Annotated in this window: 22 protein-coding genes and 1 pseudogene; 15 read left to right on the top strand and 8 right to left on the bottom strand. The window is 35.8% G+C overall.

The window, feature by feature from the left end; all coding sequences use genetic code 11:
* Positions 1–24 precede the first annotated feature (24 nt).
* The 8 genes from BR43_RS09425 to BR43_RS09390 all read left to right on the top strand — a co-directional run bounded on the left by BR43_RS09425 (position 25) and on the right by BR43_RS09390 (position 7,274).
* The gene (locus BR43_RS09425) at positions 25–1,704 is read left to right on the top strand and encodes a glycoside hydrolase family 13 protein (RefSeq protein ID WP_157463986.1); all 1,680 of its coding nucleotides are present in this window, start codon (positions 25–27) and stop codon (positions 1,702–1,704) included.
* A 15-nt stretch (positions 1,705–1,719) separates the two neighbouring features.
* Positions 1,720–3,168, top strand: a complete 1,449-nt coding sequence (gtfA, locus tag BR43_RS09420; RefSeq protein ID WP_034561458.1) for a sucrose phosphorylase — start codon at positions 1,720–1,722, stop codon at positions 3,166–3,168.
* Positions 3,169–3,462: 294 nt separating this feature from the next.
* Positions 3,463–3,879 (top strand): hypothetical protein, encoded by a 417-nt coding sequence (locus tag BR43_RS09415; RefSeq protein ID WP_034561457.1) that lies wholly within the window; start codon positions 3,463–3,465, stop codon positions 3,877–3,879.
* A gap of 89 nt (positions 3,880–3,968) precedes the next feature.
* A complete protein-coding gene (locus tag BR43_RS09410) occupies positions 3,969–4,772 on the top strand; it encodes a hypothetical protein (protein ID WP_034561456.1) in 804 nt (267 codons plus the stop codon).
* Between the two features lie 328 nt (positions 4,773–5,100).
* Positions 5,101–5,463, top strand: coding sequence for a hypothetical protein (locus tag BR43_RS19895; RefSeq protein ID WP_157463984.1), 363 nt, complete (start codon positions 5,101–5,103; stop codon positions 5,461–5,463).
* Positions 5,421–6,128, top strand: a complete 708-nt coding sequence (locus tag BR43_RS19120; protein WP_051933893.1) for a hypothetical protein — start codon at positions 5,421–5,423, stop codon at positions 6,126–6,128. Before BR43_RS19895 ends, BR43_RS19120 begins: the two co-directional genes overlap by 43 nt.
* A 2-nt stretch (positions 6,129–6,130) precedes the next feature.
* A complete protein-coding gene (locus tag BR43_RS09395) occupies positions 6,131–6,760 on the top strand; it encodes an ABC transporter ATP-binding protein (protein WP_034561452.1) in 630 nt (209 codons plus the stop codon).
* Between the two features lie 25 nt (positions 6,761–6,785).
* Positions 6,786–7,274: a hypothetical protein gene (locus BR43_RS09390; RefSeq protein ID WP_034561451.1), complete on the top strand. Its 489-nt coding sequence runs from the start codon at positions 6,786–6,788 to the stop codon at positions 7,272–7,274.
* A 117-nt stretch (positions 7,275–7,391) separates the two neighbouring features.
* Here the strand turns inward: BR43_RS09390 and BR43_RS19565 are convergent.
* Positions 7,392–7,826 (bottom strand): annotated as a pseudogene (locus BR43_RS19565) (transposase); the annotation flags it as partial.
* A 258-nt stretch (positions 7,827–8,084) separates the two neighbouring features.
* Here BR43_RS19565 and BR43_RS09385 point away from each other — a divergent pair.
* From BR43_RS09385 to BR43_RS09355, 7 genes are all read left to right on the top strand, one after another.
* Complete coding sequence (locus BR43_RS09385; RefSeq protein WP_034561450.1) at positions 8,085–9,011, top strand: YhfZ family protein; 927 nt, start codon at positions 8,085–8,087, stop codon at positions 9,009–9,011.
* Positions 9,012–9,086: 75 nt separating this feature from the next.
* Positions 9,087–10,442: an FAD-binding oxidoreductase gene (locus tag BR43_RS09380; RefSeq protein ID WP_034561449.1), complete on the top strand. Its 1,356-nt coding sequence runs from the start codon at positions 9,087–9,089 to the stop codon at positions 10,440–10,442.
* Between the two features lie 35 nt (positions 10,443–10,477).
* Positions 10,478–11,299 carry a class I fructose-bisphosphate aldolase gene (locus tag BR43_RS09375; RefSeq protein WP_034561448.1) on the top strand — a complete coding sequence of 274 codons (822 nt, stop codon included), beginning with the start codon at positions 10,478–10,480 and terminating at the stop codon, positions 11,297–11,299.
* Between the two features lie 105 nt (positions 11,300–11,404).
* On the top strand, positions 11,405–12,676 hold the full coding sequence (locus BR43_RS09370) for a PTS transporter subunit IIC (protein ID WP_034561447.1): 1,272 nt from the start codon (positions 11,405–11,407) through the stop codon (positions 12,674–12,676).
* Positions 12,677–12,691: 15 nt separating this feature from the next.
* Positions 12,692–13,738 (top strand): galactitol-1-phosphate 5-dehydrogenase, encoded by a 1,047-nt coding sequence (locus BR43_RS09365; protein ID WP_034561445.1) that lies wholly within the window; start codon positions 12,692–12,694, stop codon positions 13,736–13,738.
* Positions 13,738–15,243, top strand: a complete 1,506-nt coding sequence (locus BR43_RS09360; protein WP_034561444.1) for a xylulokinase — start codon at positions 13,738–13,740, stop codon at positions 15,241–15,243. Before BR43_RS09365 ends, BR43_RS09360 begins: the two co-directional genes overlap by 1 nt.
* 14 nt (positions 15,244–15,257) lie before the next feature.
* Positions 15,258–16,190, top strand: coding sequence for a hexose kinase (locus BR43_RS09355; protein WP_034561443.1), 933 nt, complete (start codon positions 15,258–15,260; stop codon positions 16,188–16,190).
* A 102-nt stretch (positions 16,191–16,292) separates the two neighbouring features.
* On the opposite strand, the gene dagF is transcribed toward BR43_RS09355, so the two are convergent.
* The 7 genes from dagF to BR43_RS09320 all read right to left on the bottom strand — a co-directional run bounded on the left by dagF (position 16,293) and on the right by BR43_RS09320 (position 23,814).
* Entirely contained in the window at positions 16,293–17,033 is a 741-nt protein-coding gene (gene dagF, locus BR43_RS09350; RefSeq protein WP_034561442.1) for a 2-dehydro-3-deoxy-phosphogluconate aldolase, read from the bottom strand.
* Between the two features lie 35 nt (positions 17,034–17,068).
* A complete protein-coding gene (locus BR43_RS09345) occupies positions 17,069–18,163 on the bottom strand; it encodes a DgaE family pyridoxal phosphate-dependent ammonia lyase (RefSeq protein WP_034561441.1) in 1,095 nt (364 codons plus the stop codon).
* Between the two features lie 63 nt (positions 18,164–18,226).
* Positions 18,227–19,063, bottom strand: a complete 837-nt coding sequence (locus BR43_RS09340; RefSeq protein WP_034561440.1) for a PTS system mannose/fructose/sorbose family transporter subunit IID — start codon at positions 19,061–19,063, stop codon at positions 18,227–18,229.
* Entirely contained in the window at positions 19,063–19,812 is a 750-nt protein-coding gene (locus tag BR43_RS09335; RefSeq protein ID WP_034561439.1) for a PTS mannose/fructose/sorbose/N-acetylgalactosamine transporter subunit IIC, read from the bottom strand. The genes BR43_RS09340 and BR43_RS09335 overlap by 1 nt, the downstream gene beginning before the upstream one ends.
* Positions 19,813–19,834: 22 nt before the next feature.
* Entirely contained in the window at positions 19,835–20,332 is a 498-nt protein-coding gene (locus BR43_RS09330) for a PTS sugar transporter subunit IIB (protein ID WP_034561438.1), read from the bottom strand.
* Positions 20,333–20,355: 23 nt separating this feature from the next.
* Complete coding sequence (locus BR43_RS09325; RefSeq protein ID WP_034561437.1) at positions 20,356–20,760, bottom strand: PTS sugar transporter subunit IIA; 405 nt, start codon at positions 20,758–20,760, stop codon at positions 20,356–20,358.
* Positions 20,761–20,979: 219 nt separating this feature from the next.
* Positions 20,980–23,814, bottom strand: a complete 2,835-nt coding sequence (locus BR43_RS09320; RefSeq protein WP_245617850.1) for a sigma 54-interacting transcriptional regulator — start codon at positions 23,812–23,814, stop codon at positions 20,980–20,982.
* Between the last annotated feature and the right edge of the window lie 74 nt (positions 23,815–23,888).

The raw sequence follows: 23,888 nt of genomic DNA, 5'->3' as shown, positions 1-23,888 counted from the left end.
ATGGTATGGAAGGAACGAGATATAATGGAGCATAAAAAGTGGTGGAAAGAGGCGATTGTCTATCAGATTTATCCAAAAAGCTTTCAGGATAGCAACGGAGATGGTTTAGGAGACATTCAAGGCATTATCCAACGTTTGGATTATTTAAAAGCATTAGGAATTACGGTCATCTGGCTATGTCCAGTTTACAAGTCGCCGATGGACGATGGTGGCTATGATATCGCAGATTATTATTCGGTTGATCCAATGTTTGGTACGAATGAAGAGTTAGATGAGTTGATTCAAAAAGCGGCTGAGCTAGAGATTAAAATCGTGATGGATTTAGTTATTAATCATACGTCTGACGAACATGCTTGGTTTCAAGAAGCCTTAAACGATCCAACAAGTAAGTATCGCGACTATTACATTTTTAAAGAAGGCGTGAACGGGTTACCACCTAATAATTGGCGTTCTTATTTCGGTAGTTCGGCTTGGGAAAAGGTACCTAATGAAGACAATATGTTTTATTTGCATGCTTTTACTAAAAAGCAGCCTGATTTAAATTGGGAAAACCCTGAAGTGAGAGAAGATTTGTACGACATGGTGAATTACTGGCTAGAAAAAGGTCTCGGCGGTTTCCGAATTGACGCGATTTTAAATGTTAAGAAAAGGATTGAGCTAGGGAATTTTGAAGCTGATGGTGAAGATGGTTTAGTATTTATTGGCGACTGGATTTTGAATCAACCAGGAATCGAAGTCTGGCTGAAAGAATTAAATGAAAGAACGTTTAAATTACACAACAGTATGACGGTTGCTGAAGCAGATGTTCCAGATGAACGTTTGGCAGAATATATTGGCGAAGATGGATTCTTTAGCATGGTATTTGATTTTAGCTATACCGATATTGACGTACCTGAAACAGGTGAATGGTTTAAATTTAGCAATTGGACATTGGATGAACTGCGGGAAAATATCTTTGCTAATCAGCTAGTTACACAAGAAAAAGGTTGGGGAGCTTTATATCTGGAAAATCACGATCAACCAAGATCGATTAACAAATACATTCCTGAGAAGGATATCAACGAGTATAGTAAAAAAATGCTAGGCACATTATTTATGTTCTTACGAGGGACACCTTTTATTTATCAAGGACAAGAGCTAGGCATGACCAATATTCACATGGATTCATTGGCTGAATACGACGACATCGCCACTCACGATCAGTATAAACGTGCTCGTTTAGCAGGAATTAGCCATGAAGAAGCCTTTGCTGGTATGAATCGTCGTAGTCGTGATAATTCGCGAACACCGATGCAATGGGATCACACAAAAAATGCTGGATTTTCAACTTCAGATCAGACTTGGTTAAAGGTGAATCCTAACTACCAAGACATCAATGCAGATAATCAACAAACTGAGGATACGCTTCTAAGCTATTATAAAAAAATGATTACATTACGTACAACCGCTCCATATAAAAACGTGCTAACTTATGGCAATTTCAGTCCAATTACAGGGACGACACCAGCAATCATTGCCTATGAACGCAAGCTTGATGGACAAAGCGTACTGGTTTTGATTAATTTCTCAGATCAATCTGTAGCTTATCCAGTTGATCCACTATTTACACAAGTAGTATTGAATAATTATCAAGATGCTATAGCCATTAGTACAGATGAAATTCAGTTACAGCCTTATCAGAGTCTGGTTCTGGCAAATTTTTAAAGGAGGGGAAATCAGTTGAAAATAAAGAATCAAGCAATGCTAATTACGTATTCGGATAGCTTAGGGAAAAATCTAAACGAGTTGCATCAAGTGTTAGAGACTCATTTAAAGGATGTCGTGGGCGGTGTGCATTTGCTTCCATTTTACCCGTCATCTGGTGATCGAGGTTTTGCACCAATGGATTATACGAAGGTTGATGAAGCGTTTGGTGAGTGGGAAGACGTTAAAAAAATTAGCGAGAAGTATTATTTTATGATGGATTTCATGATTAACCATATTTCACAAAAATCACCTTATTTTCAAGATTTTTTAGCTAAGAAAGATCAATCAGCGTACAAAGATATGTTTATTCGGTACAAAGATTTTTGGCCAAATGGAGAACCCACTCAAGCGGATGTTGATTTAATCTATAAGCGCAAGCCGAGAGCGCCTTATGTTGAGGTGACTTTTGCTGATGGCACAAAGGAAAAGGTCTGGTGTACCTTTGACGAGCAGCAGATTGATTTAGATGTTACGACGGAAACCACAAGAAATTTTATCAAGGAACAACTAGAGTTTCTTGCAGAACAGGGCGCGTCGATTATTCGTCTAGATGCTTTCGCCTATGCAAATAAAAAAATTGGAACCAATGATTTCTTTGTGGAACCAGATATTTGGGAGATGTTGGATTTTTGTAGTCAACTTGTGACGCCGTATGAGACTATCGTTTTACCTGAAATCCACGAACATTATACGATTCAACAAAAAATTGCGAATCAAGATTATTATGTCTATGACTTTGCGTTGCCAATGTTGGTTTTACATGGATTATACAGTGGGAGTGTGCAACGACTTGTTCATTGGATGACCATCTGTCCTCGAAAGCAATTTACCACGTTAGACACTCATGATGGCATTGGGATAGTGGATGTCAAAGATTTATTGACGGATGAAGAGATAGAACTCACGCGAGAATCGTTGTACAGTCAAGGAGCTAACGTGAAAAAGATTTATAGCTCAGAGGCGTACAATAATTTAGATATTTATCAGATTAACTGCACCTACTATAGCGCTCTAGGTAATGACGATCGAGCATACACGTTAGCTCGGGCTATTCAGTGTTTTGCTCCTGGGATTCCGCAGATTTATTACGTGGGCTTACTGGCTGGGGAAAATGATATTGCGTTATTAGAGTCGTCAAAAGAAGGACGAAATATCAACCGTCATTACTATGATTTAGCAGAAATTCAACAAGAAGTTCAAAGACCAGTTGTCCAGAACTTATTTGAACTATTGAAGTTTAGAAACCGTTCTACGGCGTTCTCTGGGACTTTTTCTGTAGAGCAACTAGACGAGCAGACAGTGTTAATTACATGGGAAAATCAAGATGTGAAAGCGACTTTAAATGCCAATCTAGCTACTAAAGAGTTTATTATTCAGGAGACGATTGACGGAAAGACTGAGGAAATCTTTAGTCAAAAATAAAAGAAGAGCCATTTACCTAGAATATAAAGTCGAAGAACGTTTCAGTTCTTCGACTTTTTCGTATGGGATGAAATTGAAGTAATGCTAGTAATTGCACTGCATAAAAAGTAAGGTCTAAATGAGGGGTAGCCATACCTTTTATGAATCAAAAAATTTTGCAATAGAATCATTTTTTATAAAATATAAAAATTTTATGAAATATAAAAACAATCATTTTTATTAATAATGATTGTTTTTTAAAAATTCAAATGTTATAGTTAGAATAAGCTAAGTTTGTGAAAGGGGGAGAAAGTATTGAAAAAAAAGTGGATTAGTTTATTGTTTGTTAGTATGAGTTTTATTGGAATGGCAATTTTAAGTGTAGGATCAGTGGAAGCATATGATCCTAATTATGTTCATTTAGAAAATAGATGGAACGATCCTTATGATACAACTTATCGAATTCAAAAATGGACGACTTCTTCATATGTTTTAAATATTACTAAAATAAGCGGACAGATTAGTGCAGAGGCATGGGGACACTCTAGTAAAGCTGGTCGTACTGGTAATGTTTCTGTTGCCAATGGAAATACTTATAGAATTTCATCAAGAGGAACGACTTATTTAACAAACTATCTTGTAGAATGGTATGGAACAGGGAATAATGCTTGGATTTCAGATAATATCCGAACATATGGTAGTGCCTATGGTACATGGCGACCTGATCGATAGTTAACTCAATATAATAAATGATAATGTCACAAACTTAGCCTATATAGAATTTAAAAGCGACTATAAATGAATAATTAAGGAGTTCTCATATGAAATATTGGTTTATTCGATTATCGAACGTAAAATATTTAAGTGGTGTTTTTGTTGGCTTGTTATTAATCAGTATTCATATTTTTCTTGATATGGTACCTAGAACGCATTATTTAGACGGTATAAATTTATTACATATTCCAAGTACTGCATGGATAGGTAACGATTTTAGTGGTGGTTACTCGATGTTATTCTATTTTTTGTTACCATTATTTTCGGCATTAGGTGCAAATTTAATTGTATTTGAAGACAAACAAGATGGCTACTTTCTGAGATTTCTTCAAAAACGAAGTATTACTAAGTATTCTTTGAGTACGTTTAGTATTAGTTTTTTTTCTGGATTTTTAATTTCATTTATTCCATTAGGTCTGAATTTATTGATTGCATTAGCCCTATTTCCAAATATAGCACCAGATGCATTGCTTAACTCGAATTTAGGTGTTAGTACAAGTAGTACGTATTTTAGTCAGTTGTTTTTTTCAAATCCGTACCTATTGATTTTTTTCTATATGGTTATGACAGGTTGTTTGTCAGCGCTATGTTCTTGTGTATCGGCCACGATTAGTTTATATACTAAAAATATTTATACGGCTATCAGTTCTGGATTTTTAATTGTGCTAGTCATGACAATATTGTCTTATGTTCTTCCAACAATAGTTTATTCACCAGTATTTATACTCATAGAATTAAGCCCAGTGCAACAACTGCCTCATTTGAGTATAGTTATGGCAATCTATTTTATTATTTTATGCTTATCTTTTTATTATTTCATTAAAGGGGTAAAGAAAAATGGAGTTATTTAGCTATTATTTTAAAATGAAATCGAGAAATAGTTATTTATTTGATGGATTATATGTACTGTTATTATGTGTTTTCTTTATTGTTCAGTTCTCGTTATTTATAGGGAGTGATCCAAAACTTACCTTTTTAGAGGTAGCAGGAGGGAGCCTGCAAAGTCATAATAATGTTGAGAAGATCATGATTCCATTTCTTCCGATAATTTTTATTTTTCCAATAATTTCAATTCTATTTTCACAAATATTTTATATAAAACAACCGAATAAGTTTATAAATATACAAATTTATTTTTACTTTATAGTCTATTTTCTCGTTTTTGTAGGAACCTCTTTTGTGATGAAAATTTTCATGGGTAGTAGACTGATTCCCGAGGTTAGTATCTGGCAGATTTTAGCGCTAGTCATTTATTTTTCTGCTATTTTTATTTTTTTAAAGCTGATGAATGTCATTTATATTTTTACGAATAATAAAATTACGACAGTTTTAATGGTCTATTTATTATGTTATGGCGACTTATTTCTACAGAAATTAGGAATTCAATTATTTTTTGCACATGGTTTTATGAAAGATGCAGCGAATGCCAGTAAGCAGGTTTTCTTGAAAAATAGTTTGTTTTTACTATTACTATTCACTATCTTGGAGGTTGCTCAACGATGGATGATATTCGAAAAAAATTATATCAAAAAAGCCAAATAATGACTAATCTGCTGATTAGAAATGGTTTTTTATTGTTTAATTATATAAAAATTAGAGCTGGAATCCTTTTTTTAGTATCAATATTTTTAATTGTTATTTCTAAAAATAATGAATTAGATGGGATTAGTAGTATTCTCTATGGGGTTCAGCCTGATGTAGAAAGAAAAACATTGCCGATTATGTGGTTGTTTTTTTTAATGACGCCTATTTTGATAGTTGGTGATTCCCAAGAAAAGCTATTAAGAAAAGATTATCCAATTGTAAGCCGAGTTTCACTGGCTACGTATTTTTTTTCAACGATAGTTCTAAGTCTATTAATCGAAATTGTTTTTTTTACAGTTATGTTATTAATTAATCGAATGTTATTTCAAAATATGTTTTTTTTCATTTATATTTGTATATTTAGTTTTGTTTTTTTAATTACCTTTCAATTAATTTCATCGATTTTCCTAAATAATATTATGACTATAATGTTATTTTTTGGACTTCTTATTGTAGATGTCTATATTCCTTATTCCGCAATTATCGATGGAACTATGTTATCTAGATTTGATAGTAACTATCTATTTAAAAACTATTTAATATTACTACTGATTTTTATAGTAATTAATTTACTAACAATGATTAAAATTAAAAAAATTGATTTTGTTGAAAGAAGGACTTAATTATGGAAATTATCAAGTTTAATAATGTATCCAAGAAACTTAAGCGCAAACTGATTTTAGATGAAGTCAGCTTTACTATTGATGATGGAGTAATCTGTGGTTTTAGTGGTCCGAATGGATCTGGAAAATCAATGATATTTAAAACAATTATTGGTTTTTTAAATCCAGATGAAGGAAATGTAATTGTTAATGGAAAGCAGATAAGAAAAGATGAATTGTTTGCAAGTGATGTAGCTTTTTCAATGGATAATGAAGGCATATTGGAAGAATTTTCAGCGCGTAAAAATTTAGAATTAATCAGTCTATTAAATGACAAGCCAAAGACGGCTGAGAAAATTAAAGAATTATTGGAATATGTTGGATTGAAGCAAGATGAGAAAAAAGTAAAAGAATTTTCACTTGGAATGAAAAAAAGATTATCTTTAGCCTGCGCCTTAATTTCGGATTCACCAATTATCATTTTAGACGAACCGACCAATGCATTAGATGATAAAGGGAAAGTCTTTTTAAAAAAATTAATTTTAACTCAAAAAAACGAGGGGAAGACTGTACTAGTATCTAGTCACGATCGACTATTCTTAGAAGAAATTAGTGACCGAATTATCAACATATCAGAGGGTAGAATTGTTTAACTAGTAAAAAATAAGAGGTGAGAAAGTGTATTTAAAAAAATATCGATGGCCAATACTAGTAATCATCACTTTGTTATGTATTTTTTTGATTGTATTTTTAGGAAATAGTTATGTAAATATAAATAAAAAGTATGAGAACACTAAAATAAATGAAGTTTTGATTTCAAAAGAAAAAAATAATGAAATTAACTCAACGTTTAAAATTGACCAAATGAAGCATAAAATAACTGAGGATAGTGAAGGTTATTTAAATGATAAAATTAAGGTTACGATCACTTCGAATAAAGCGGCGGAATTTCCAATAGACAAATTTTTCTTTATGAATGATAAGGGAGATATTACTCAGGCAGAGATGTTTGATGATAATATGGAAGTGGATAGTAAACTGAAACCCGGTGAAAATATAAAATCAATGACGATTACAATGAAAGATATTTCTAAGGCTAATCCGCCCAAGGGAATCCTTTTAATAACAGATAAAAAAGGAATTTATACCAAATATAATTTTCAATAAAGAAGAAAAACTCATTTGCATAGCAGATGGGTTTCTTGGCTCTTTGTCAATAAGGACTGATGAATTAAATTGAAGAGAAACTATGAATGAAACGAAGTCATCTCATTCATAGTTTTTTTATTCTCTTATTTCAATAAGATGATTAATCATAAATATTCTTAATTTCATGTTCTCAAATGAGTTGAATCCATAGAATACGCGTTTTAGTATTTTAATATGAGTATTTTTAGTTTTAATCTTACCATTGGAGTAAGAGTAGATCATCGAGTTTCGAAGGTCTTCTTCATACGGTAGGAGATTTTGGAATTTCTTACGAAACTCAGAATCTAAAGTTTCAGATAATTCTTTTAAAATGTTGATAAATAAGTTAGGATCTTTATTTCTAAAAGAATCCATCATATCATGGAAGCAGCTATAAGCTAATTTTAATGGTTCTAAATAGCCAAGGAGACGGTCAATAATTATTGTTTCTGTTTGATAAGGATATTTAGGGGGTCGAAAACTCTGCCAACTCTTATATTTTGAATGATTAATGATCCATTTTCTTTTTAGGTAGGCGTCGCTAATTCGTCTTTAAATTATAGAGCCAATATAATAGGTAAATGGCTTTTTTAGTTAAAGCTCTGTTTGCTATAAAGTTAGTCGCTCTTTAAGGTCTTTTACCGCCCAAAGTATCATCTCTCACAACAACGTGATAGAATAGACATTGTGAAGTGAAAAATCGGAAAATAGCGCTAAAATAAGTGCTAGCAGGCAAACTAAAATAGAGTATGATTTACAGTGTTTAGACAAAGGAAAGTGGTGAGAAACATGCAATTAAGTAAAAAAAATGAAGTTCAAAAAATATTGGCTAAAAAATTCTTTGTAACAAAAATTGGTGAGCGAATTGCGACGATTAGTGATTTACAAAAGGAATTAGGCGTAGGTACAGGAACCATTCAAAGTGCGATCAAAGAGTTTGAAAGCTTAGGTGTAGTTCAAATCAAAGCGCAACCGCGTTATGGAACGGTGTTAGAAGATAAAAATATGGGACAGCTGTGGCAATATTTGCAGAAAAATAATATCGTCGGATTGATGCCTAGCCCGATTAGTTTAGAAATGCAAGGACTTGCTATGGGATTAAGAGAAGAGTTTCACAAACAGGGGATTCCTTTAATTTTAGTCTATGGTTATGGCTCAAGTGTACGTTTTGATAAGATTTTATCTGAGGTTTCAGAGGAAGATTTTGTTGTTTCATCAGTGGGTTCAGCAATTGATCGACAAAAAACGGCAGAGCAATTAGAGATGTCTTTAAAATTCGGAGCTCATTCTTTTTACGAGAAAGATTCATTAGTTATTGTTTCAAATCGTCCAATTTTAGATAAAAATGAAAAGTTGAGAATCGGCATTGATTATCGGTCGTACGATCACATGATTTTAACGAAAGCAATTTTCCCGAATCAAGAATATGTTAGTGTAGATGTGGAATATGAAAATGTTCCGTTGAAGGTAACTAAAGGAGAGATTGATTGCGCTATTTGGCATAAAACAAAGCAAACAAACTTAGTGATTAGTGAGTCGATTTACTTAACAGATATTGATTTAGATCAGTCTATCACTGAAGAAATTTCAGAAGCAGTTTTAACTATTAATCATGAAAATGAGATTACAAGAGCAGTCCTAGAACATATTGATCTGACGAATGTTCATAAGATTCAAACAGCAGTCATTTCTGAGAAAGTCAATCCAATTTATTAAAAGGCATTGACTTTATACCAATATACAGTATACTGTATATTGTAGAACAGATTAATTAATTAGGAGGAAGATTTTATGATTCAGTGGATTACGGATTCTCAAGAGAAAAGAAAGTACATCATCGACTGGTGGCCAGCAATTGCAAAATGGCCTGAGGGAAAAATTCAAGCTCATTTGCCAGAAATCGTTGCCGTTCCAGAGACAGTTCTAGAAGCACAAGAAGCAATTAAGTATGCATTTGACCATCATTTAGCAGTAGTTCCGTTTGGTGGAGCTTCAGGAGTCTTGGGTGGAATCGTTCCAGAAAAACCATCTTTAACGATTGATATGCAAAAAATTACAGGCATTGTTGATTTTGATGAAAAGAATTTATTGATTACAGTGAATGCTGGGTTATTCGGTCGTGAGCTGGAAGATTATCTGAATGAACGTGGTTATACAACTGGTCATTATCCTCAATCAATTGATTTGGCAACGGTTGGTGGTCTGGTGGCAACAAAATCGGCAGGAACATTTAGTAGCAAATATGGAAATATTGAAGATATGGTGCAGTGTTTGGAAGTTATTTTACCAAATGGCGAACTGTATACAAATCATAATATTCCTCGCTCTGCAACAGGCCCACATATTCCGAATTTATTTATTGGTTCAGAAGGGACGCTAGGATTGATTACAAAAGTAACGTTAAAAGTCAGAAAAATACCTGAAAGAACTGAATTTCGTGGGATTGAATTTAATTCATTACAAGAGGCGATTCAAGTTGCTCGTGATTTTTATTTAAGAGATATTGTTCCAGCAGTTATTCGGATTTACAACGCAGATGAGGCTCAAAATCTATATAATAAAATCAAGCGCCAGTCAGATAAGGTTTTAATGATTGTCGGGATTGTAGGAGCAGAAACGGTTGTACCAGAATTATTAAAGCAAGTTTTATTGACAGCTGAAAAACGTGATGGTGTGGATATTGGTTCTGAAATCGGAACTCGTTGGGAAGAGCATCGCTATAACGCAGATTGGTTAAAAGAAGGCAATTCAGAAGATACGATTATTGCAGATGCTATTGAGATTAGCGCAAATTGGCGTGAACTAGCTAAAATATTTGAAGTTGTCTCTGGAAAATTAGAAGGCAAAGTCGCTAAACTCTGGGCTCATTGTTCGCATTTTTATCCAAGTGGTGGGAATATTTATTTCATTGTTTTTGCAGAAGGAAAAGATCGAGAAGATACCTTGAATCAATTCAATGAAATCTGGTCAATCATTATGGAGAATGTTCTTGCAGAAGGTGGTTCAACAGCGCATCATCATGGAATTGGACGTCAACGTTTGCCGTGGTTTAAGCAAGAGATCGGTGATTCATACGACATTCTTAAGGAAATTAAAACAGCTCTTGATCCAGAAAAAGTTTTTAACCCAGGGCTATTAGATTTATAAACATCAATTAATATAGAGAAGGCGAGGAAAAAAAGATGGTAAAAGTAACAAATCAAGTTGGGAAAGAGTTACGTATTAGTCGGTTTTTAAATCCAAAGTCACAACGAACAGTTATGGTAGCGTATGCACATGGGATTTTACTGGGACCGATTAAAGGGATGGAGACCAATGAAGAGATCAAAAAGCAAACAGAAACATTACGAAAATCTGATGCAATCCTAATGCCGATGGGCTTTTTACCTTATTGCCAGCCGTTATTTGAAGGGAAAGATGCACCAGAAATGATTGCTTTATATGATTGGCAAAGTGTCAGCCGTCCTAGTCAGCATCTTGGTTACAATGAGGGAAGCATTGAACCCGTTACGTCGATTGAACGTGTCTTAGCAAGTGGAGCAACGGGTGTGATGACCTATTTATTTATTGGATTTGATGATCCAGAGATGGAAGCGAAAGAGATGCGTCGTAACTATGAAGTGAATGAGCTTTGTCAAAAATATGGACTGATTCATATTATTGAACCTCGGGTGGTTAAAAATAAAGAAACCAATCCTGATGGAACGATGAAGTTAGAATTAATGAAAGTTCATACTAGAATGGCAGCTGAATTAGGGGCTGATTTTATTAAAGTGAAATATCCAGATACACCTGAACGTCTAAAAGAGTTACAGGATATTAGTCCGGCTCCGCTATTGATTGCTGGCGGTTCGAAAATCGCAGATGCAGATGCTGAAAAAATGGCAGCGGCTTCGATTTCAGCAGGCACAGCAGGAATTGTTTTTGGGCGGAATATTTATCAAGCAGAAGATCCTGCCAAAGCACTAGATACATTCTTAACTATTGTTCATGAAACGAATTAGTTTGTTCTGATTGAAGTGAAGAATAGGAATGAGCATCTTCTTATTCTTCACGATTTAAACAGATTTAATGTAATCGCTTTCTAAAGATAAATGGAGGTGTATTTGTTGGAAATTTTAAAATCTGCAATTGAATGGTTTATCGGCTTAGGTGGAACTTATTTTGTTCCAATTGTGATGTTAATTATTGGATTATGCTGTAAAGCTGGCTTTAAAGTCAGTATCAAAAGTGCTCTCTTGATTGGAATTGGGTTAACTGGTTTAAATATGATCACTGATTTTTCGGTGCAAGCGATGCAACCTATTACTCAAAAGCTTTCGGAACAATTAAATGCTGATTTTTCAATCGTTGATATTGGGTATGGTAGTGTTACCGCTGCTTGGAGTTGGCCAGGTGTACCGTGGGTCATTCTAGGAATTGTGGTCATTAATATTATTTTAGTTTCTCTGCGCTTAACATCAACTTTATGGGTAGATATGTGGAATATTTGGCATGGTCAAGCTCTTGGCGTCATGTTCTGGGCATTTACTGGAAGTATTACTTTAGGAATTATTGTTGGAATTGGAACGTTAGTTCTATCAATGTTTTTAGCCGATTTTCATGCAAAGAAATTTCAGGAATTTAATCATCTGGAGGGAGTAACCGTTCCTGCACCATCAGCAACATTCCCAGCAACGTTTGCTTTTTTTGCAATGAAGATTATCAACATTATTCCGGGATTAAATAAAGTCAAAGCATCATCAAGTGATATTAAGGAAAAGTTTGGTCTTTTAGGAGAAAATAGTGTTATCGGGGCATTATTAGGCGTTATTATTGGGCTTGTTAGCCGTATTAGTATAGCAGAAATTATTCAATTATCGATTAAATTAGCAGCTATTTTAGTCATTCTACCAGCAATGTTACAATTTGTAGCTGATGGAATTTTACCGATTACGGATAATTTGGCTAGCTTTATGAGAGACCGATTTAAAGGGCGTAAATTAAATATTGCAGTGGATCCAGTGTTATTATTGTCAGACCCATCGGTTATGTCAACCGTGATTATTATGTATCCAATTGCTATTTTTGTATCAGCTTTATTGCCGGGAAATAATTTTCTACCGGTAGCGAGTCTTGCAGCTTTGCCTTATTGGATTGGTGGAATGGCCCCTTATACGAAGGGAAATATTGTGTATAATGTCATTCTAACTACAATTTGGATTATTCCAACAACTTTAGTAGCAACGTCATTAGCTGGATTAACGACAGGAGCGGCAGAATTAACCAATATTCTTGGAGACAATATCGCTGCTGGAACCCTAGTCAGTGCGTGGGATGAAGGTGGAAATCTACTGATGTGGGTGATTGTAAAGATTTCTGAGTTGATTGGATTCGGATAGGGAAGGTGGGATAAAATGAAAGCGTTAGTTTTAAATGGCAAAGAAGATATGACTTTGCAAGATGTTGAGGTGCCTATGATTGAAGAAGGCACTCAAGTTTTAGTGAAAGTTGCTTATTGTGGCGTGTGTGGATCAGATATGCCACGTTTTTTTGAAGGAGCGGTTCATGCTTTTCCACAAATCCTAGGACATGAATTTTCAGGAATTGTAACAGAAATTGGTAGTCAGGTGACAAGGTCAGTAGTTGGCGACCGTGTTGTAGTAGCGCCATTAACTGTTTGTGGCAAATGTTCTCAGTGCATGTCAGGCAATCCCCAAATGTGCGAGGATTATGGCTTTATTGGTTCCCATCAAGCAGGAGCATTCGCTGAATATGTAGTCGTTCCACAAGAAAATATCATCAAAATTCCAGATACGGTTTCCTTAAAAGAGGCAGCCTTAATTGAACCATTTACAGTGGGATTACATGCAATTGAGCGATTTCGGATTAAAGCGGATGGGCGCATCTTAGTTTTAGGCGCTGGTCCTATTGGGCTATTAACGGTAGCAGCGCTGAGAGCTCGAGGGGTTGGAGAGATTATAATCGTTGATTTAAATGATTATCGATTAGAATTTGCCAAAACGATTGGAGTGGATAAGGTTTTGAATCCCACAAAAGTTAATTTAGCTGAATGGTTTGCCAAGCATGGTTTTGCTGATGCGACCTTTGAAACAGCTGGCAATCCAGTTACGCAAGTTCAAGCAATAGAGTTTACTAAGAAAAAAGGACAGGTTGTTTATGTTGGAACAAGTGAGAAAGATGTCGTTTTCCCAGCTAAAGTTTTTGAACAGATTTTTAGAAAAGAATTATTAATTACTGGTTCAATGATGTCTTATTCAGCGCCATTTCCCGGCTATGAATGGACAGGAACGTTAGACTATTTACAACGGGAAATGATTAATTTAGCGCCGTTTATTACAAGTATTTATCAGTTGGAAGATGAAGCGCGACCATTTTATGATAGTCGCAAACGAGATTCAAAGGAAGTGAAGGTATTATACGAAGTCGGGGGTGAAAGTTAATGAAGGAAGCTTTATTAGGAATTGATATTGGAACATCTAGCTGCAAATTAGCTACTTTTTCCATCGATGGTACGGTGATTGCGACAGCTAGTGAGAAATATGCTGTTTATTATCCAGAAAAAGGGTGGGCAGAGCAAAAGCCAGAAGAATGGTGGGATAGTGTTGTTTCAGCAATTCAAAAATTATTAAAAATGCCTGAAATGCAAGAGTTTACGATCGTAGGGATTGGCGTAGACGGCCAAGGCTGGTCAATGATTCCGATTGATAGTGATGGCAAGGTTTTATATAATAATCCAATTTGGATGGATACACGTGCTAAGGATATTTGTGATGAAGTCAAGGCAGCGTACGGCGATAGAATTTTTGAAGTATCGGGGAACCCATTTGAACCAACCTATTCATTGCCAAAACTTCTTTGGTTAAAACGACATCATCCAGAAATATTCAAAAAAATCGATCAAGTTCTGCAAGCTAATAGTTATATCGTCTATAAATTAACTGGGGCTAAAACGCAAGATTTGTCTCAAGGTTATGGATTGCAATGCTTTGATATGAAAAAAGGTGAATGGAATCAAGAAATCTGTGAGTTATTGGGCGTTCCGCTAGAAATCTTGCCACCAATTGTTAAATCAGATCAAGTTGTAGGTAGTATCACAGCTGAGATTAGCCAGTTAACGGGTTTAGAAATAGGGATTCCAGTTGTTGCTGGCGGAGTAGATGCGGCGTGTGGCACATTGGGGGTTGGCGTAATTGCACATGGGGAAACTCAAGAACAAGGCGGACAGGCTGAAGGAATGAGCATCTGTCTGAATGAATGTATAGCAGATAAGCGATTGATTCTAGGGTACCATGTTGTGCCGAATCACTGGTTATTGCAAGGAGGCACAGTTGGTGGCGGTGGTGTGTTAGATTGGGTGAAAAATAACTATTGTTTAGAAGAAAAGCAGAATGCTCAATTCCATGAAACAGATGCCTATTATGAGATGGATCGAATGGCTAAAAGTGTCCCAGCGGGTTCAGATGGAGTAGTTTTCTTACCGTACATGGCAGGAGAACGTTCGCCAATTTGGAACCCACATGCCAAAGGAGTCTACTATGGCTTTGATTTTACTAAAACTAGATCTCACTTAATTCGCGCTAGCCAAGAAGGTGTAGCCTATTCTTTAAAGGATAATCTCGAAGTTGCGGAAAGTGCTGGAGCGATAATTGGGGAGATGCGTGCGATGGGGGGGTCAGCGAATAGTGAATTCTGGACACAAATGAAGGCCGATGTAACAGGAAAAGTGATTAAAGTTCCTTCATCTGACACAGCGACTACCCTTGGTGCAGCAATACTTGCGGGAATTGGAGTTGGAGTCTACAAGGATTATCAAGATGCTCGTGATCAGACAATCAAAGTCAAAAAAGTGTATCACCCAAATCCAGAAGTCAAAAAAGAATATGATCAAGGATTTGCCCAATATAAACGATTATACCAACAATTGGAACCATTAATGACAGAATAGTTTGAGGTGAGAAAATGATTTTAACAGTAACACTGAATCCTTCGGTAGATATTACGTATGAATTAATTGGATTACAGCTAGGTCAATCCAATCGAGTTCCTAAAAGTATAAAGACAGCTGGTGGAAAAGGTTTAAATGTAACACGAGTTTTGCAACAAATGGATACATCTGTAACAGCTACTGGAATTATCGGTGGAACATGCGGTGACTTTATTTGCCAACAATTGGATGAATTAGGAATTAAGCATGCTTTTTATCAAAGTCAGGCAGAATCTCGAAATAATATCACCATTGTTGCAGATGGAGAACAGACGGAGATTTTGGAAGCTGGACCTAATTTAGTTGCGGATATTGAAGCATTTGTTCAGTTATATCAACGGCTTTTGGAAGGCACAAGTTTGGTAGTGATTTCTGGAAGTTTGCCACAAGGATTAGATGGTGAAAGTTATATTCGACTGATTCGATTAGCAAAAGAAGCTGGAAAGCCTGTATTTTTTGACAGTTCAGGTGGAGCTTTACTAGACGTTTTACAATCTAATAGTCCTCCGACATTAATAAAACCTAATGAGCATGAACTTTCTGAATTACTTGGGCGTAAGATTAATAGTCAAAATTTGTCCGAGTTGAAGAAGGCCTTGGATGATCCGTTATTTAATGGAATTGAATGGCTAGTCGTTTCTTTAGGCAGTGCTGGTGCAGTTATTAAAAGAGGGAATAACTTTTTTAAAGTAACTGTTCCTAAGATTGATGTAGTTAGCGCAATTGGCTCAGGCGATTCTGTAATTGCTGGATTAGCGAAGGGGATTAGCAAAGGGTTAGCTGATGAGGAAATCATCAAATTAGGAATGACCTTTGGTGTATTGAATACACTTGATTCTCAGCCAGGACATTTGAAAAAGGCGGAATTTGATTGGGTATTTTCTCAGATTAAACTAGTGAAGATATAGCTGTTAACTTTAAAAAAATTAGATTAATAAGAATTTTAGATACAGAAAAATCCGAATAAAATTGTCTTTTTCGTTAGGCAATCTTATTCGGATTTTTATTTTTTATTTCAGTGTATTTTTCATCATGCCAAGCAACGTTTTCACGTCTTCTGGGCGTGTATCGCCAGTTGTTGAATCAATGATTGAGCTGTATACATGAGGAATAATTTTTTTCACGCCTGCGTCTACTGCGATTTGAACGATTTCTTCAAAGTTTTCTAAATCAATGCCACCTGTTGGCTCCAAGTAAAAATCATATTTGGCACAAGCAGTTGCTACGGCTTTGTATTCTTCAATATGCGCTAAGCCTTTCATTGGGAAAAACTTAATTGAACTACCACCCATATCTTGTAACAATCGGATCGCTGTTTCAATGGTTACTTCGCCTGACGGAGCTTGTGAACTTAACGGTCCAGTCGCCACATTGACAATTCCTACTTTACCTGTCGGAGAAACTAAGCCATTCACGATCGTGTCATTTTGACCGAGCAAAGCCCGTGATGTCCCTACTCCTGTAAAGACCTGGTTCACATGTTGTGGCTGTAATTCTTTTGAAATCCGTGAGACCATTTGACTTTGGTTTGGATCGCCAGCTCCTAATCCAACTGAAAGAGCATTTTCTGTTGCTGCCGCATACTTCTTCATATCTTCAATTGCGGCTTCATCCGTTGGGTAATTTTTAGAAAGAACACCTAAGACAGCATGTCCTTCCGCTGCTTCGTAACAAGCTTTCGCATTTTCTACTGAATTAGCTAAAACATTTAAACATAAACGATCTTCTATATAATTTGGTGTTAATGACATTTGAATTCCTCATTTCGCATTTTTTTATTAGTGTATTACGCCATAATCTCTTTTAAACGCTTGATAATTTTCGCCATCTCAGCTTGATTGACTGAACGAATATCAAATTCAATGATTCCGTTATTTGCTTGATATTCCCGAGTGTAAATCGCTGGATTCTCAGCTTTGAGCTCTTGAATGACAGTTTTGGCATTTTTAGAGCCACTGACTTTTAAGCTCCCACGATAAATATCACGACCTGCACCATCTTGCACGATTTTTGCTTCAAGATTCGGCACTGCATTTAAATCAGTAATAAAAGGAGTTAGGCGTTCTTGCATAGAATCGCCGGATTCACTGCCGTTTTTAAGATAGTCTTCAACCGCTTGTGTAAAGCCTAGAATATTATCTTTCCCAATTTTCATGGCACGACCAATTCCTTTTCCTTGGAGACGAATCCATTCGATATATTCTTTTTTTCCGACGACTAAACCAGCACTTGGACCCTCAATAGCTTTCGCACCACTATAAATTACGAGATCTGCGCCAGCTTCGATATATCCAAATAAATCTTCTTCCGCCGCGGCATCAACAATCAAAGGAATATTATTTTTTTTAGCAACGGCTGCCGCTTCTTGAACGCTTAACATACTTTTTTGAACGGTATGGTGACTCTTGATATAAAGAATTGCAGCTGTTTTTTCGGTCACCATCATGTCGACATGGTCGGGTGAACACATGTTGGCATAACCAGCTTCTACTAATTGACCGCCACCTTGGGCAATCATGACTTCGACAGGTGTACCATAATCAACATTATGTCCTTTTGGCAAGATGATTTCCCGTTTTGTACACTTTTCGGTATACGGATGATAGGCATGATAGACCGATCCAGCTCCAATCAGCGCCGCCACGCTTTGGGCAATCCCAGCAGAAGCAGAAGATACAACTTGTGCGTCTTCTACTTTTAATAAACTCGCTAAATGCTTTCCTGTTTGGATACTTAATTCACTCATTTCAAAAAAGTGTTCACCACCAAATCGTTGAGCGGCTAAAACCGTTTCTGATACTTTTGAGACCCCTAAAATAGTCATCCTCCCTGATGCATTGATGACTTCTTTTAAATTGAATTTTTCATAACTAATTGTCATAATTTCTCCTCTCATTTAAGTCAGAATAAAATCATGCGAAAATTACGCATGATTTTGTGTTTTTTATAAAAGGCCTAAGAATGAACCAATAATACTTACGGCAACGATTGTACCAATAATGATACCGTAACGTGGTCCTTTTTTAACCATGTAGAAATAAATTAAGAATACCGCTGTTAATGGTAAGACGCCACGCATAATTTGATCCAAAATATCTTGGATCACGATTGTTGCGCCGCCACTTACATGGAATTTCATCGGACTTGAGATATTCACATAACTAGCAGATAAAGCTCCCATCATCATCATTCCTAAGACATTCGCGCCGTAGATGACTTGTTTGATTTTTCCATCTTTTAAAAGCGACATGATAGAATTTCGACCGAGTGTATAAGATTTATTAATTAAAACCCAGCTCATATACATTGTCAAAACTGTATAGATGACTAGTGGACCAACTCCGCCCATGATACTCCCATTTTTAGCGATGGGAATAAAAATTGAAATAATTAATGGCATAATTGCCGCCCAAACGATTGAATCACCAATACCAGCCAATGGACCCATTAACCCAGTTTTGATTGATGTGATTGCTGAATCGCCAATATCTGCACCATTTGCACGTTCTTCTTCCATTGCTAAAGAAATCCCTTGAATTGAAGCGCCGATGGTTCCTTCGGTGTTGAAGAAAGCCAAATGTCTTTTTAAAGCTTCTCTTTGCTCGTCTTCACTGTCAGCATATAGTTTTTTTATTGCTGGAATCATGGATGCACAGAATATTAAACTTTGTAAACGTTCGTAAGAGTTTGATAGCTCACACCCTAATTGGTAGATCCAAAAGGTTTTACTAATTTCTTTTTTGGTTAATTTCTTTTTAGCTAACTCTGTTGTATTTTCCATTAAGCTGCCCCCTCTTTCGTTGCGTTGTTTCTCACTAAGAAAGCGATACAAGTACCGATTACTGCTACAGCCATCACTGCTGCGTCAAAATACATTACGGCTACAAACCCAATTAAGAAGTAAGGAATCAAATTTTTCTTCCCAATAACCATAATGGTTAAAGCAAAACCTAAAGCTGGTAAAAGACCACCCATTACTTCAAATCCATGCATTAATTTCGCCGGAATAATATCCAATAATGTTGTGACAACGGATTGACCGAAGTAATTCCCTGCAAAAACTAACGGGAAACGCAGCAAGAAACCAACTAATGCTGGATAAAGAAAGGCTGCACGATAAATTCCTTTGTAGTTTAAGTTATCTGCATATTTATCTGCCATATGAACGAATGTTGCATTAACGGTTCTTCTGATTTGATCCATGAAAACACCTAAAACACCAAACGGAACAGCTAAAGCGATTGCTGCGTCTGCATTCATTCCGACACCAAGTGCGATTGGAATTGCAATCGCTGCTGCTAAAGCTGGATCACTGGGAACATTCCCACCAGGAGTAGAAGTTACACCTAGGTAGACCAATTGAATTCCTGCACCAATAATCATTGCTTCAGCTATTTTTCCTGTCGCTAACCCTGCAACCATGGCTGCACAAAGTGGTTGTGACAGCATTCCTGAAAAGGTATACCCAAAACGTAATCGAGCAAACCAATAGTAGAGCCCCATTGTGATTGAAACGCCTAAAACACCCATCTATTTCACTTCCTTTTCCTTCTTATAAAGAATTATATTTTTCGATTAATTTGCTGATTTCGATTGGATTATCTTCTGGAATTGCTTGGAAAAAGACATTCAATTTTTTCGCTAAAAATCCATTTAAAATCTCTACATCATTTTCAGATAAGTTAATATTTTTCAAAACATTTTTACGTTCAGCTCCGCCGCCTAAGCCGCCGATTTGAATATCATTTTTGATTACGTCTGCTTCAACCATTGCTTTTAAAGCAGTTAGATCCGGAACTAAGAAAAGAACTTTGGCATTGCTATTAGCTGCTTCTTCGGCCCAATATTTTTTAGCTGATTCAACGCCATAAATTTTTACTTCTACTCCTGGAGGTGCAGCCATAACATAGATACTTTGCAAGAACTCATCATTTTCAAGTTCATCACTTACTACGAAAATTTCATTTGCTGCAGATTGTTGTAACCATTTTGTAACTACTTGTCCATGAATTAAGCGACTGTCCACTCTTGTTAATACGATATTAGCCATTATTTTTTCTCCTCTATTCTAATTTAATTTGTTGTTGGTAATTTTAAAATTTGGCAATTTTCTAATGATGCTTGTAGAATTTCTTCACCATCTGTTTCGGTGTATGGCGTTGCTTGTTTCATTACTGCATCCAATAGCATGGCAGTATTTAGACCAGATAAAGCTAAAATATTGTAGTCTCGTGATAATCTTAGTGCCACATTACTAGTCGTGCCACCTTTGATATCAGTCAAAATTAATAATTTTTCACGCCAGTTAACAGCATCAATCTGATTTTTTACACGTTCTAAGAAGTCTTGTAAATTATCTTCTGGTTTTAGTACTACCTCATGGATATTGTCCGTTTGACCAACGATCATTTTGACACTTTGAAGTAAACTTTCACCCCAGCCTCCGTGTGTAAGTAGTATAATTGGTTCTTTTTCCATTTAGTCATCTCCTTGTTTCTGTGTGCTAAATCTTGCGACTCATTCTTTTAATAAGCAAATACCGTGCCAAATAAACTGTCACAGTGAAAAATGAGTTTTCATCAGACAAAAAAAGAGCTTAAAACAAAACTATTTTAGTTTTGTTTTAAGCTCTTAAACACTGTAAAAAAGGTGGCTTTTAGAGTTGAACACAATCGTTTCAACCGTTTTTTATTTTAATTACCCAAATAGCAATTCATAAACGTATTTTATTTCTAATGGTGAAAACTGAACGTTGTATGACACTTCTAAGCTTCTAAATGCCATTTTTATGACAGATGCTTCATTCGGTAAATCTTTGTATGACAGATTATATTCTGATGTATTGTACTCTTTATTTATGACTAAACGTTCCACTGTACAACAAGTATGAATCAGAAAACGCAACATCACTTTCTCGTTGCTTGCTATATCTAGTTGTTGGCAGATATCATCATAGATTTGACTGACTTCAATCGATAACCGCTCGGGATTCAAGACTGTGATATGATTAATAATCGCTTTTAACGATAAGCCATGAATGTAGCGTTTAGCTACTTGTTCCCGTAATTCGCGATTTTCTTTGACAGACATATCATAGCCAAACAGCAGTAACAATCTTTCTACGCCTTTTTCAGAGAACAATTCTTCTAGCGAGATAAAAGGTATATCGGGAACTTCCGTATGAACCGTACCGACAATTCCGACTAATTTTTCATCCGTTCGGATATGTTGATGAATGCGATTGATATCTTGCACTTCACTATTATCCAGAGTCAAAATCCGAATATTTTGGAGAATCTCTTCTTGAAAGACATCCACAATTAATTTTTCGATTTTTAGAGCGGTTCCAAGCCCAGTCATACAAGAAACGATTAATACTTTGGAATCAAAGAAATGTCCTTTTTTGCACAGTGTGGAAAGATGCCCTTTTTTATTCAAAACCGGTAGCAAGTGGCTGAAATCCGTTGACTCATAGATGACCTCTCGAGAAACTTCTAGTAAAGAAAGTAGATTGATATTTTTCACTAATAAAACATCAATTCCAAATTCTTCACTAATTAGATTGCCAAAATAAACTAGTGATCCGATATCCACTAATAAAATGAGTTTCTTGTAATCATTTATCCGAATAATATTTTTAACGCGCTCTAAGGTTTCTTCGACAGTTTGGTGAATCGGCATATTGACTGCTTTTAATAAGTTGCTTGAGAATAAAATATTTGAGTACTCCGCCATACTGGTTGCTGTCGTCCCGCCATGAGCTACGACGATCACACCGCAATCATCATTTCGATGATACTTACTATCTGTTTGCTTCAATTTTCTTAAAAATAAACCATAGTAGGTAATCTCTGTTTTTGGCAACTCGACAGAAAATAATTCAGAGACTTTTTCGACAATATTTTTCGAGATATCATAATTTTCCAAGCGTCCAAGCATTAATTGACTTGAATATAAATAAAAGTCATCATTAGGAATGTCCATAAAAAGCAACGTAGAATAAATATGATTTCCCAAAACCTCTTTCAAGTTAGGCTGTAAACTAATCCCCGTCAACTCTGAGATATACTGCGTCAATTCGTTCATTCGGTTTTCAAATTGTTCATCAATCGTACGCAACGACTGATTTTTTTGAGCCGGTTCAAACAAGCGCATATCAAACAGCTGGTCTATTTTTTTCTGAAGAATAGCCGAAACTTCTTTTTGAGGAATATTGCTGTTCTTTAAATTAGAAAATTCTTTTAGCAAAAAATCATAAAATGCATCATTGATCGTTTCTCTCGGAACAAAATAGTTCGTCACAGAACGTAGATTATCTGCTTTTATATGGAGATTTTGACCATTTAACAACTCATTTAAGGCAATCTGATCTCGCGCATCTTTTTCAAACTGTTCTTCACTAATCAACAAGGAAGAATCAATCAACAGCTCTTTTGACTGTTTCTCAATTTGCTTCAAATAACCTTGGGCACAGATAAATTGGATTTCCGACTTCATCTCACCAACGTTGCCCACATAATCTTTGAAGACTAACTGTTCGATGACTTGATGAGCAATAATCAAATCCTGCTTAATTTTTCGGCTTTCATCTTGGAAAAATTTTACGACTAGTTCAATTTTTTCCTGAACAGGCCGCTCTTTTACTGAGGGCAACAAGAGGCTGACTGGGATTCTTCGTAAAAAGGTTTGTAAAAATATTTCGGAAAAGTCTTCCGTCGTTGCAAAGATAAATCGAACCTCTGCATGACGTTTTGTATCCGCTTCCCCCATTCTCGAAAAATAGCCTTTATCCAGCAACGTAAACAGCTTTTCCTGTCCTTCGTTAGAAAGTCTATGAACTTCATCAAGAAAGAGAAATCCTTGATCCGCATACTCAATTAGTCCCGGCTTATCTTCTAAAGCGCCAGTAAAACTCCCTTTTTTGTAGCCAAATAGATGTGATGTCAGTAGCTCTGGATTATTGAAATACTCTGAGCAATTAAAATAAATAAACGGTATTTCTCGTCCAGAATACTCTTCATAGTAGCGATGCAAAGATTCTGCTATTGAGGTTTTCCCTACACCGGATTCACCACCCAGCAATACATTTAGGCCATTAGGTGGATACAAAACAGCTGCTTTTAACTTATCAATACTTGCTTTCAAGCTTCCTTCAAATCCAATGACTTCTGAAAATGGTTTCTGATTTTGAGCTTGATCTTGTTGGATTTCTACAGGATTCTTTTTTTCTAAATAAGCAACCAAATCGTCTAAGGATTTAAATGAAACGTCCGTATCAAATGAACAGTGATAATAAGTTTCTAGCTCCTCTTTACTAAAAAATAAGACAGGTCGGCTTTTTATTTTTATGGCACTATCTTCTGAAACTAATTTGTTTAATTCTTCACTTACTGTATTTCTAGCTAATGACAACAGCTGGCTGATTTCTATCGCCGTAACGCCCTCCAAGCGATGTTCATCAGGTTCAAGCTGTTTTTTTGTTTGTTTAACGAGTGCTTGCTGTACACGATCTATACGTTGCAATTTCCCCACGCCCTTCATCCGCTTACTAGGACACATTATACTTGATTAAACTTGAAGAAGATAGAAAAATCCTTGTTTTTTCT

The sequence above is a fragment of the Carnobacterium gallinarum DSM 4847 genome (assembly GCF_000744375.1).
Classification (GTDB): Bacteria; Bacillota; Bacilli; order Lactobacillales; family Carnobacteriaceae; genus Carnobacterium; species Carnobacterium gallinarum.
Note: the sequence above shows the minus strand (reverse complement) of the source record. Positions and strands in the feature narration are given on the sequence as shown.